We start from the raw sequence: 11,500 nt of genomic DNA on the forward strand, positions 1-11,500 counted from the left end.
CTCCAGCCAAGCTTGTACACTGGAATAACGACTTAACACTTGCTTGTGCAATGGGGTGGTGGTCATGGGCGCCCCCTGAGCGTCAACGGATTCAGCCTAGCTCAAAAGCATTCCACCTAACTTAATAGAGGGTGTAGTTGCTGGAGCGCGCCACCACCCCTTGTTGGCGCATTTGCTCGCGCACTTGGTAGTAGGGGGCACCCATGCCTATGCCCAGCTCCTTGGCCTCGGCTGAGCGGGCAATTACGCAGCCATCGTTATTGGATAACACCACAACTGGCCGGCGCTTTAGCTCCGGCTGACAGATGCGCTCACAGCTGCAGTAAAACGAGTTGCAATCTATAAGCGCGAATACTCTCGGCGGTACGCTCATATCGCCACACGACTTACCACCCAGGTCACGACACCCCAAACCTCGATGATCTCTTCGCCGTCCAGCTGCACGTCCGGGACGATAGGATCGGCTGCCTTCAGCCAGCGGCCCCCCAACAAGTCACGCTGAACAAGGCGCACGCGGTAGTCTCCAGCAAGGTCTACCACCACCAGCCTTTCGTCCAGGTGAGTGGCCGCACGGTTCACGATCAGCCGATCACCACGGAATATGCCGAAGCCGACCAAACTATCGTCCAGGACTTGCACAGCCCAAACGTGGGGCGCCCCCAGGCCGGTGAGAAGGTCGAGGGAAAGCCCTGCCTCCTTTTCGTCTTCGGCGGGTGACTGAAAGCCTGTGATACGCAGACCGTTGGCCACATCGGTGAGAAGACGCTCGCGCAGACGTTCGCACCGGGCCAGTATCGAAAGAGATGACATCGCAAAATCCAGGGAATACTGTATATGCAAACAGTATTCGCGAAGCGTTGAGAGAGGTCAATCAGGGTGGACAAGCGGCTGGATCTACAACGGGTCTCCACCTAGGACAGCGGCACCTATGTCGCCTTCGCAGCCTGCTTCCGCGCTGGGACTCCATTCCAGGCGAGCCTGCTGAGCAACCAGATCAACGATCAGTCTCCGATCTAAACACCCCATCGCTTGCCCAGCGACCGCAAGCATTTCGGTCTCTGTCCAGTTTTGCACCACGTAGTCGAATACCTGCGCTTCGAGATCCTCTCCCTCGGTGTGATGCAAAATCGAGGCATAGGCTTCGATGCAGCGGGAGCTGGCTGTATCACAACGGATCTCTACTGCGTTGATACCTGGGGCTTGGTATCCCTTCGTAGTCTCCCAGCCACCCCAAATCAGCAGGTTCCCGTTTTGATGCTCAACCTTCAGCGGAGGACGTGTGACGGAGTGAGAGGATTCAGCAGTTTTCGGCGCTGCGTACCAGAGCGTGGCGGAAGCAGAGAGCAGAGAGGAAGCGAGGGCAATCGCGATGTATGGGAGATACCGCATCTTCGAACTCCATTCGAGAGGGGAATGCCTTCCTGGCGAGCAGAGTCTAGAACATAAGGCAGCGTCAGCATTGTGAGGTAATAAGCATGTGCGGAGGCGTAGAGGCCCGTGAGGCCGATAAGGTCTGGAAGATCTATTTTCCCAATCCCAAAGCAGCCATTCCGGTGCTGCTTGAGGAGAGCGGCCAGCTCGATTGGATTCATTGGGGCAGGAGGAAGGAAGAGCCAGGAAACGGCCCTCAGGGCGGCTGGGCAAGGCTCAGTACCGTGCAGTCTGGCGGCTGGGAGAAATACAGGCCCCGCCGTGGGTTCGGCATGGTTCAGAGGTTTATGGAGAAGGAAGGTCGGCCGGGAGAGAAGAATCGGACATCGCACTTGGTTCGATGTGCCGGAGGGATACGCGCTAGAGTGCCTGGTCATTGGTGAGGGAGAGCAGCGAAGGGTATATGTTGTGACGACGGCGCCACCTGCAGAATATGAGTGGATCCATGATCGGTGGCCACTGCTGACGGTGCTGAGCGATGCTAGTTTCAGCTGAGTTGTGCTACCTCGTCAGCTATCGTTTGCGCTGCATTGTCTGATAGAAATGCTGGGATCTTAAGGCAGGATTCATGATGGTTAGAGCAGCGCTAGAGATCGAACTCATAAAGTCAGCAACAGATCTATTCGCCGGTGATGAGCAAAGCGCGGCCGAGTGGCTGAACAAACCTGCCAAGGCGCTGAATGGCCGCAAGCCCACCGATATGACAGGAAGCGATGCTGAGCTTCGCTTAGCCCTGGATCTGATAGGGCGTCTACAGCATGGCGTTTTTACGTGAGGAGAAGGCTATGCCTTGGCGAGATGCCTCGAACGGGCGTACGGCCCAGCTACTTAGGCTCGCCAGACTGTTCTCGGCCGTTAGCAGCACCGCCCCACATAAGACTGTCGTCGGCCAATAGCGGGCATTGTCAATTTGCACTTAAACAGCCGAAACGTTGGAAAAAATCAATTTCCGGAAGTACAGCTCAATACCTTCATTGCCGCCGTTCAAGACATCGAATAGTTTCTTGTTCTTGGTAATTATGAAAATCAGTTTCCTCATATAGCTTTGTAGGGTTTCCGACTGATCCTCTAAGCCTTTAGAAAACTTTGAAGGCACTGGAGATCCATGAGTGACGGATGATCTAACTGAATAGCAATCTTTGACAAACTGGTATACGGTTTCAGCGTCGCCTCCATTGTTAGCAAATAAAAAAGCGACGCGCTCAGACAGCCTATGACTAAGCTCTACCGTATCTGTGGAAAACAAGCTTTCCAAGGCGGAACAGCAATGAGCTATTTTAACGGCTTCATAAGGCGTGCGGCGGGATGTATCTAAGAAATGATAAAATCTAGCAAATCTAGAGTAGCCTTTGTCGCTTATGCGGCCTCCCATCACGGCTTTATTGGAAAAAATCATTGAGCGAATAGTCTCGCAGGCTACGTTCCATTGCTGAATTTCTTCAGCATTAAAAATAACCTCCGAGTCCGGCCGGCCGCGCGCCGTGAACATCTTCGAGTAAAGCCCGTTATTAGCCCACTGCACGACGTTTTCCCTAGTGTGCTTGCAATAAGCAATTTCACATACTATCGAGTTATCTTTGATCAGCCATGAATCTTGCAGGAGCCAATCTACCCACCCCAGCCATGAAGTTATTACCAGCGTCAGAGGCATTCCATCAAAAAATGAGATAGGTACATCGCCAACGATCAAGTGGCTGGCGCCTGCTAAATGCTCAAACTCAATTCGTCCAGAAATATCACGAAGTTCAGGCGTTAAGTATTTTTTTTTGAGCTCCGCGCCTACGACAACGTCGACACCAGGCATTAAGTTATAGACGCCATCAGGTGCGTCTACCGTCAAATACCGAAACGTCGAAACAAACGAATATCCATCTTTATCTTCGAAGTAATCGATATGCGCCGCCATACCACTCCCACAAAAATATCAGTGTGCATAAAGAGAACTTAAAATTCTGCGTTTACACAGAAAGCCCCAACTTTAGGATACCCGCAGTCGAGCAAAAGGGACGAGTTTTTCATTCCTTAAATGACCGCTTTTAGCCGATAGCTGCATTATGCGGGCAGCGGCTGGCCAAAGGTAGGACACCGCCCAGAGTCATCATTCGACCCCTTCACGCTGCTTCTGAAGCAACGCAGACAGGCGATCTGCTTGTTCTACGATCTGCGCCCTGGTCTCGTAGCCATCCCAGGTAAAGGCCAGCGGCCACGCGTTCCTAAGGCTACAGCAGACCATGTTTTGCGAGTTCATGGATGTTTCCGTGCGCGGCTTCTGGTCAGGCATCCGCAGATGCTTTTCATCCGTACGCTGCAGCTAAGAGATGCTTGGGGGTTAGTAAGCTTAAATGTCAGTACACCAGAGCCGAACGTGTGCTGGGTTTCGACCGGGTTTCCAGAACACCTCCCCTGTGGCGTCGCGGGGAATACGGTAAACAATTTTTGTGCGCAACGTCAGTAATGGGCCGACTGGCTGAATACCAATACCGAAACCCTGTTCGAGCACTGTTTCGGTGTGATCGTATTCGAAGGTTCTGCTGCCCATGGTCAGAATTGCAGATCCAGCAATGGGCACCCGGCCCTCGGTGTCAGTGTTTTTAAAGCGCGTCTGCACAACAAGGTACCGAGAGTCCGGCCAGGCTTCAGGTTCTGCGGCGCGGTTGCGGGCTCCCACGGTATCGCTTACCTCGCAGCTGTCGATGCTGACATCAAAGTGCTCGATACGGGCGCTGTCGGGGCGGGCGAGGACAGTGTTTAGGTAAGACTTTAGGGCTTTGCTCTCCTTTGATCCGGGCTCGTAGATGGCGCGCACCTGGTGGCAAACCAGACTCCCAGCTAGAAGCTTTTTTCCAGCAATCCTGCCCTCAATGTCCTTCGCATAGTCTGTCTCATCTCGTTTGATCCGGTGGGCCAAAATTCGGCGATACTGATCAGCCTCAAGGCGTGACAGCAGTTGCCTAATTTCCGGATCTTCCCGGCCTGTCGGGTTCTTATAAAAGTCAGCAAACGTGCTGTCGCGGCCAGCAGCCATCCGCAAGGCTGAGCTGCGCACAAGGAGTGCGCCTGCCTGGTTCAAGAGCCGCTGTTGCTGGTTGCTGACCAGTCCGATTGGCGGCGCGTGCTGTTCGCAGCGCTCCATTTGATTTTCGGAAGCTGCCGAGAATGAGGTCGCAGAGAGGCAGAGAAGAAAAATTACGCTTATGCGTCCCAGCATGCCGATCTTACCCCCTGTTATTAGAAAACAACGATAACGCATGTTAGAACTCCATTCGATAGGGAATGCCTTCTTGGCGAGCAGGGTCTAGAACATAAGGCGGCGTAAGTCGTGTGAGGTACCAAGCATGTGCGGAGGCGTAGAGGCCCGTGAGGCCGATAAGGTCTGGAAGATCTATTTTCCCAATCCCAAAGCAGCCATTCCGGTGCTGCTTGAGGAGAGCGGCCAGCTCGATTGGATTCATTGGGGCCGGAGAAAGGAGGAGCTAGGAACCGGCCCACAGGGAGGCTGGGCAAGGCTCAGTACCGTGCAGTCTGGCGGCTGGGAGAAGTACATGCCCCGCCGTGGGTTCGGCATGGTTCAGAGGTATATGGAGAAGGAAGGTCGGCCGGGAGAGAAGAATCGGCTGTCGCACTGGTTCGATGTGCCGGAGGGATACGCGCTAGAGTGCCTGGTCATTGGCGAGGGAGAGCAGCGAAGGGTATATGTTGTGACGACGGCGCCACCTGCCGAATATGAGTGGATCCATGATCGATGGCCACTGCTGACGGTGGTAAAAAATGCTAGTTCCAACTGAGCCGAGCTACTTCGTTAGCTATCGTTTGCGCTGCATTTTCTGATGGAAATGCCGGTGTCGTAAGACAGGATTGAAATGGTTAGATCAGCGTCAGAGATCGAGCTCATTAAGGCAGCCACAGATCTGTTTGTCGGTGATGAGCAAAGGACGGCCGAGTGGCTGAACATGCCTGCCAAGGCGCTGAATGGCCGCAGGCCCATCAATATGACAAATAGCGATGCTGAGCTTCGCTTAGCCCTGGATCTAATAGGTCGTCTACAGCATGGTATTTTTACTTGAGGAGAAGGCTAGGCCCTGGCGAGATGCCTCGAAGGGCGAATGCCCAGCTACTTAGGCTAGAGAAGAATGTTACTCAGGTTTCGATTCCAATACCCAGCACCACATTTTGGATATCGTGCATGAAGCGTCGGAGCACAACTACCTTTACGAAAGCTACGTGAAAGAGGAGCTGGAACGCATTCAGTACCAGTATGATTCAAAGTACTGGCCTGCCTTGAGCTATGTGCTTCGGGCAATCGGTAACGATGCGAAATGGCCGAGGCCACTGCCAACGATCCGGCTACCGAAGCCGCGACTGCGAGCCGGAAGCCGGGCCGCTCAGATTTTGTAAAAGCGTTTCTTGCTCGTATCTATGACAACTAGATGCGGGAGTGTGGCTTTATGCATAACAGCTTCGCCCTATCTGATGGCAGCCTGGCGTCACTCGTAAACTGCGGTCTTGACCTGACTGTTGATGAGCTTATTGAAGCTGATTTCATCAAGCGTTTTCGGCAGCGGCAGGCGACTAAGGTCTGAAGTCTAGACTTAAGCTACAGATGCTGGACGTCCCAGCCCTGCCCGCGAAGCTGTGCGCAGTTGGCATCGAATTCTTCCCCCTCGCCAAGCGTCCGCCTGCTTATAGCCAAGCACAAGAGGTGCGTTGGGCGGGTCATGGCCACGTACATCGCAGGCAAGCGCTGGACGATCCTTTTTCGCTGTCTGGTACCACCGTGGCTTTGTTGCCCTACAAGCCAGGGCAACAGGCTTCCGATGAAATGCTCGTGACTGTAGGTTTCGAGCACTAGGGTCGCGGTATGGGTCTGTCCTTTGCTCGAATGAATAGACCCGAGCTTGATGTCCAACACTCCATGGTTTTGAGCGCTACGGAAGGTATTCACTGCAAGCTGTACAGCGCCTTCCTGCGGAGCCTCTCCGTTCTCTGGCACCCAAGCAAGGTAGCCCTGAGCTGTTTCGGGCTGTTCACTTGTACCTGCAAGGACAGATGCCAATGCCCAAAAGCGCTGAGTGAAGGATGCCCAATTCTCGGCACTGATGACATGGGATGTGAACAGCAGATCGACCACCAACTGTTGATAGCAAGCCAAGTCGTTGAGGTTGGCCAGCAGCTGTTGAACTTGAACGTGTTGTCGACTTCCCACTTTGATTTTGGTGTTGGGATTGGAGAGGTTGACCAGATGGAGAAGTCCCTTGGCGATCTCTTCGACGCTGTGGTGAGCAGTATCACTCTTGACGAGGCCGCGCTTGGCTAGGCGAACACGTTCAATCAATGTGGGCGGGCGGTACGCTACTAGACCTGCGCAGCGATCATAACCCTCCCAATAATGCCCGACCGTTTTTGGGTAATGCATCGGGTCAGTGTCGGCGGGGTCGATGTCTTTATGCGTGTAGCCAACGGCAGTGACTGTCGCCTTATCATGTAGACACACGGGAAGCTGTTGGAATGCGAGTCGGGCATAAGCATCCAGTACAGCGCTACAGTCCCCATCAGGAAAAACAAAAATGGTGTGGCGAAGCGGCCCTTGCTCGCCTACGTTACGCCGCCCTGAGAGGCTTCCTGGGACGGCATGAAGCGCAAAGGGATTTGCCAATCTGGCAATTGACTCATCGAAGCGAAAGCTGCTGGATATGTGGACTGCACGGCTTCGATCCGGGAAGTCGCTGCCATTGGTGTGGGCGTCCGACTCAAAAATTGCCTGATTGGAGTCGCCAACTCGTATCACGCATATTCCCGAGTTTTCGCGGGGGAAAACGGCGCGCAGGTACTCGTCCTGCATCGCCGAGGTATCCTGCATCTCGTCGATGAAGACACATGGGAAACGGTGCCTTAACCCCTCAGCTACGCCTGGTCGTGCGTCCAGCTGAGCTCTTCCCAGCACGAAGATCTCGTCGTAACAAAAGTAACCGCGCTTGGCCGTGTCGACGACTGCCCTAGCCATGATTTGGTAGCTTTGAGTATCTGGCCCGCTAGGGAGGTTACCTTTGGCCACCTTGATGCAAGGGTTGGCAAAGTCTGCGGTGGCTAAGCGGAGCAATGAGGTGTCGAAGGTTCTGTGGGCCAAGAAACTTCTCAGGAACCGCTTGCCCTCCACTGATATAGACCTGAGACGCATTCGGTGGGTCAGCTCATCATCGATCGCGGTGAAGCGGTATTGAGCTGAAAGAAGCCAAGGTGTGGCGAGAAAGCGCCTGACAAAACCATGAATCGTGTCGATGTAGTGAGGGTAACTCAGCAGCCTGCGGCCTACCTCGGTGTTTCCCAAGCGCTGCTCTATTTCGTGGCGAGCGACATTGGTGTGAGATAAAACGCAAATCCCACGCGTTCGGCTTTTCCATTTGCGGGCGAGGATTGCGAGCTTGGCTACCACCAGAGTGGTTTTTCCGCTGCCTGGGCAGGCCGACATGTCCAGCGTTTCCTGCGATCGAAGGAATGCTAGGCGCTGCTCGTCCAAGCCCTCCAGCTTCATAAGCCCTGAGACCCACTCGATATCCTCGTCGGTGATTTCGGGCACCAGGTCGCGGAACGCGGTCATGAAGTGTGTCGCGTTTGCTGTTGCGAGGGTTGGTGTTGATTGGGCGTTAATTCCAAGCGAGAGGTCACGTAAGTGATCGCATCAACGAGGTAGCCGGGAAGCCGCTCCTCCAAGCCTTGAGGACTCCCTAGTACCCTTGGAAAGCGCTGCTCCAAGATATCCACGAAATACTGAGCCGTAATCGTTTTCGAGGCTATCTTGCGATGGAACAGAGCATAGATAGTCGAGCATATTTGCTCAGTAGACATGCCCGAGGCTCGAAGCTCTTCATACTCAGTGATGGCGAGATCTATCACTTGGTCGGGTGATTGCCGATCGGCGTGAATTGGATCGTCCTTTGCAGCCAGTCGGGCGGCTACCAGAAGCTCACGTGCCATGCCGCTATAGGCCAGGTCATACTCCAGTGTCCATTGTCCCGCCACGAACGTTTGTACGCTCTGTTCGTCGTTCGCTTTACGCGAATTCCTCCACGCAGCCAAGCGTTCAAGCCGTGTTTCGTCATCAGCGCCGAAGTCGCGGATCGCTCGCCATTTCCGCCGGCCAGCGCCCCATTTGGAATCATCATCATTTTCCACTAAACCCAGAATCTGTGGTGCGCAGTCCGGCATGACGTCCATGTCCGAGATGCAGGCGACAGGAATTTTGAGGACGCCATGCTCTGGGTGCGCACGTTGTAGGATCCGGGCATACCGTCCCAGGCCAACGCCACCGACGTTCACTACCGAGACTCCATGTCGGGTCAAGTCTCGTCCGAGCAGCTTTGCCAGTGCGGGTAATAGGATGGCTTCAGCATCTCCCTCTACGACGAGGATACCCCGAGCGAAAAACAGATTTGCCTTGGTCACGTCCAAGAAACGGGCGAGGAATCGATAGTCCCCCTCATCTAGCTTCGTGTGTTGCTTGCCGAGCGAGTAAGCCTTGCGACCATGCATGAGCACTAGATTGTCCAAGGCAATTTTGGAACTGAGATTGGGGCTATGGGTGGTAAGGATGACTTGGACGGGCCGGGCTTGGTCTTCCTGAGTAAGCTCTCCTGCAGTCGCTCCATCATCGTTGGATGAGAGTGCTGATGGAGGTGCGGAGCCTTCGTTCCAAGGCAGCGAGACTGCTTCTCGCTCCTCGGCCACCATCGGTTGAGTGACTGTGTGCGAGCTTGGTTTGGGCGTCGCTACGGCAGCCAGAAACTCCATCAGGCGTAGTTGTCGCTGTGGATGAAGGTGGGCCTCGGGCTCTTCGATAAGCAATAGCGGCAGTCCGTCGGGCTCCTTGCCAAGCAGTAGTAGCTCACAAGCCATGAACAACAGGTTGTTAGAGCCCAGGCCATAATCTCCGCGAGCCTCACGTGATCCTTGGTCGAGCAGGCTCAGCTCCATGCGTTCTAGGATCTGTCTCAGGCGAGCTGACTCCGAGCTTCCCTCAACGAAATTGATGCGTCCAAGTAACTCATCACCCTCAAGCGAAAGGTGGGTCAGGTAATTGTCGTTGACCGAGTTCTGGGCGGAGCTCACACCTGGATGCATATTCACCAAATGACGCAGATACCCAGCTAATCCGGCGAGGCTCAGCGACTCAGGGTTTGGAATCGGCTGGTTGGCATCGAAGCCACTCCCGTCCTTGATGCTAGGGAAGTTTTTGAGCACTTGTGAGAGACGTGAGCCACGGCCTGGAGACATTTCCCGTGCGGCATCGCGTAGTGCGCGCAGGTAAGCAGCAGCTAGCAGTTGGCGTACGTTGGCATCGATGCTTGGGCCACCGCCGGTATGGCCACTGCGCACAGCAATATCAACCCAACGGCGTGCGAGGACGTCGTCCGACAGTCGTCGTGCTGTCCAGTGAACGTAAACAACCGCTGTATCACCATTGAACGTGACGTACTCCGACAGCGCCCCCTGATCCGCGACCGACAAATCTGCAAACTTGGCCACGACCGTAATCTGACTCGCCTGAGGCCCTTCATCTGGGATATGAAAGTCCTCCGGCTGCAAGCGTATGTACTCTCCGTCACGCGTCTGGAGGACGAATCGTAGAGCATCGATGACCGATGACTTCCCCGCATCGTTCTCTCCTACCAGCGCAGTAACGCCCTTGTTGAATTCGATGAAAAGGCAGTTCGCATCGGCTCCAAACTGGCGAAAATTCTGAACCTTCAGTGCTGACAAATACATCCGTGTGCTCCTGTCATAGAGGCTTGCGGGGCAGTAGGCCGGTGAGCGAATAGTACTGGAAACCGTGATGGCGATTTGCCTGGCGCTGAAACTTCGGTGGACGTATTGATGCTGGCATCAGGGGCAGTATTATCGGAAACGGCATTGCACCATCAAGCAGGCTTGCGAGTACTGGCGTTACGTAGCCCCGTTGCTGAGCAAGCCAACGAACGAGGACGACTATGATGCTCTGGTCGAGGCCTTGGACGAATTGCTGGCCTTGGTGGGCGACGATGAGGATCACCCTTTGGCTGGCCTCGCATCACGTGTCGGGGACATGATTGAAGCCTACGACGAGCTGCGTCGGCCGTTGCCGGAAACAGGCGGGGTAGAAGTGCTGCTTTACCTGATGAGAGAGCATGGCCTGCGTCAGGGAGATCTACCAGATGTCGCTACCCAGTCAGTCATTTCCGAGGGGCTTGCTGGTAAACGCCAATTGAATGTGCGCCACATCCGAGCGCTTTCGGATCGTTTTCGTGTTTCTGCAGACGTCTTTTTGTAAGACCCTAATAGGAAAGGGCCGCTAATGCGACCCTCCCACGTAACCTGACCAGTTATTGCAGCCAGCTTTCGACTTTCTCCGAACCGAACTGCTCTTTCCAAGCCTTCAGCACCTTATGGTTGCCTCCCTTAGTCTCGACAACCTCGCCAGTTTCCGGGTTCTTGTAGCGCTTCAGCGTGCGCTCACGACGTGGGCCTTTAACAGGCGCCTCAACAATTTTTCCAGCCTTTGGATCGAGCACGGCGATCACGTTACGCAAGGAGTAGCCATAGTCAGCCAAGAGATTGCGCAGCTTGGTTTCAAACTCGATTTCTTTTTTCAGTTTTTCGTCGCCTTTGAGAGCTTCCAGGCGCTTTTGCTGCTCAGCGATTTGGGCTTCTAGAGCTTTGTACTCGGCAATGATTGACATGGCGGATCCTGAGTCTCGATTAAGTGGTATAGGGATGAATACATAATAGACGAGACGCGAAGTAACTGCATCTCGTTATTTCTATTCCGGCTTGTCATAAAGGCAACGTCTCCGACAGCCTTGACTGCCTGCTCGCTAGAGCTGATTGACTTGAAAAGGGGTAGAGGTGTGGAGACGCTATTTTTCGGCTGGAGGTGGCCTAAGAACGACAGTCTGCTGCCTGAGGTGGAATTGTAGTGGTCTACTGATCCCGGACACCGATTTAGGCGAAAATCCTCGCCATCAAGAGGTGTTCGATGAGCAAGCAACGACGTACGTTTTCCGCCGAGTTCAAACGCGAGGCTGCTGCCTTGGTTCTG

At 54.3% G+C, this 11,500-nt stretch carries 12 protein-coding genes and 1 pseudogene; 5 read left to right on the forward strand and 8 right to left on the reverse strand.

The annotated features are described in order from the left end of the window. Nucleotides 1-124 precede the first annotated feature (124 nt). The 3 genes and pseudogenes from BHD08_RS22535 to BHD08_RS22545 form a co-directional block, all read right to left on the reverse strand. A pseudogene (locus tag BHD08_RS22535) lies at nucleotides 125-373 on the reverse strand (DNA polymerase V subunit UmuC); the annotation flags it as partial. Then, nucleotides 370-810, reverse strand: a complete 441-nt coding sequence (locus tag BHD08_RS22540; RefSeq protein ID WP_125025163.1) for a LexA family transcriptional regulator — start codon at nucleotides 808-810, stop codon at nucleotides 370-372. The pseudogene BHD08_RS22535 and the gene BHD08_RS22540, both read right to left, overlap by 4 nt. Before the next feature lie 84 nt (nucleotides 811-894). Beyond that, on the reverse strand, nucleotides 895-1,389 hold the full coding sequence (locus tag BHD08_RS22545) for a hypothetical protein (RefSeq protein WP_256678772.1): 495 nt from the start codon (nucleotides 1,387-1,389) through the stop codon (nucleotides 895-897). 610 nt (nucleotides 1,390-1,999) lie between these two features. Between BHD08_RS22545 and BHD08_RS22555 the strand changes: the two genes are divergently transcribed. Then, on the forward strand, nucleotides 2,000-2,206 hold the full coding sequence (locus BHD08_RS22555; RefSeq protein WP_256678773.1) for an antitoxin Xre/MbcA/ParS toxin-binding domain-containing protein: 207 nt from the start codon (nucleotides 2,000-2,002) through the stop codon (nucleotides 2,204-2,206). A gap of 141 nt (nucleotides 2,207-2,347) precedes the next feature. Here the strand turns inward: BHD08_RS22555 and BHD08_RS22560 are convergent, their stop codons facing one another. Together BHD08_RS22560 and BHD08_RS22565 are read right to left on the reverse strand one after the other, a co-directional pair. After that, entirely contained in the window at nucleotides 2,348-3,337 is a 990-nt protein-coding gene (locus BHD08_RS22560) for a HEPN domain-containing protein (protein WP_125025165.1), read from the reverse strand. A gap of 432 nt (nucleotides 3,338-3,769) precedes the next feature. Beyond that, on the reverse strand, nucleotides 3,770-4,681 hold the full coding sequence (locus tag BHD08_RS22565; protein ID WP_125025167.1) for a hypothetical protein: 912 nt from the start codon (nucleotides 4,679-4,681) through the stop codon (nucleotides 3,770-3,772). Nucleotides 4,682-4,766: 85 nt separating this feature from the next. Here BHD08_RS22565 and BHD08_RS23110 point away from each other — a divergent pair, with 85 nt between their 5' ends. The 3 genes from BHD08_RS23110 to BHD08_RS23310 all read left to right on the forward strand — a co-directional run bounded on the left by BHD08_RS23110 (nucleotide 4,767) and on the right by BHD08_RS23310 (nucleotide 6,011). Beyond that, nucleotides 4,767-5,216, forward strand: coding sequence for a hypothetical protein (locus tag BHD08_RS23110; RefSeq protein ID WP_177412713.1), 450 nt, complete (start codon nucleotides 4,767-4,769; stop codon nucleotides 5,214-5,216). Between the two features lie 75 nt (nucleotides 5,217-5,291). Then, entirely contained in the window at nucleotides 5,292-5,495 is a 204-nt protein-coding gene (locus BHD08_RS22575; protein WP_125025169.1) for an antitoxin Xre/MbcA/ParS toxin-binding domain-containing protein, read from the forward strand. Nucleotides 5,496-5,876: 381 nt separating this feature from the next. After that, complete coding sequence (locus tag BHD08_RS23310) at nucleotides 5,877-6,011, forward strand: hypothetical protein (RefSeq protein ID WP_256678775.1); 135 nt, start codon at nucleotides 5,877-5,879, stop codon at nucleotides 6,009-6,011. Between the two features lie 14 nt (nucleotides 6,012-6,025). Here the strand turns inward: BHD08_RS23310 and BHD08_RS22585 are convergent, their stop codons facing one another. Both BHD08_RS22585 and BHD08_RS22590 read right to left on the reverse strand, forming a co-directional pair. After that, on the reverse strand, nucleotides 6,026-8,026 hold the full coding sequence (locus tag BHD08_RS22585; protein WP_125025171.1) for a UvrD-helicase domain-containing protein: 2,001 nt from the start codon (nucleotides 8,024-8,026) through the stop codon (nucleotides 6,026-6,028). After that, a complete protein-coding gene (locus tag BHD08_RS22590) occupies nucleotides 8,023-10,191 on the reverse strand; it encodes an ATP-dependent endonuclease (RefSeq protein WP_125025173.1) in 2,169 nt (722 codons plus the stop codon). The genes BHD08_RS22585 and BHD08_RS22590 overlap by 4 nt, the downstream gene beginning before the upstream one ends. Nucleotides 10,192-10,381: 190 nt before the next feature. Between BHD08_RS22590 and BHD08_RS22595 the strand changes: the two genes are divergently transcribed. Further along, nucleotides 10,382-10,732: a type II toxin-antitoxin system HigA family antitoxin gene (locus BHD08_RS22595; protein WP_256678776.1), complete on the forward strand. Its 351-nt coding sequence runs from the start codon at nucleotides 10,382-10,384 to the stop codon at nucleotides 10,730-10,732. Nucleotides 10,733-10,784: 52 nt separating this feature from the next. Here BHD08_RS22595 and BHD08_RS22600 read toward each other — a convergent pair whose 3' ends face one another. Continuing rightward, complete coding sequence (locus BHD08_RS22600; RefSeq protein WP_125025177.1) at nucleotides 10,785-11,141, reverse strand: histone-like nucleoid-structuring protein, MvaT/MvaU family; 357 nt, start codon at nucleotides 11,139-11,141, stop codon at nucleotides 10,785-10,787. Nucleotides 11,142-11,500 lie beyond the last annotated feature (359 nt).

This window comes from Pseudomonas sp. SCT (assembly GCF_003864275.1).
Taxonomy (GTDB): domain Bacteria; phylum Pseudomonadota; class Gammaproteobacteria; order Pseudomonadales; family Pseudomonadaceae; genus Stutzerimonas; species Stutzerimonas stutzeri_AE.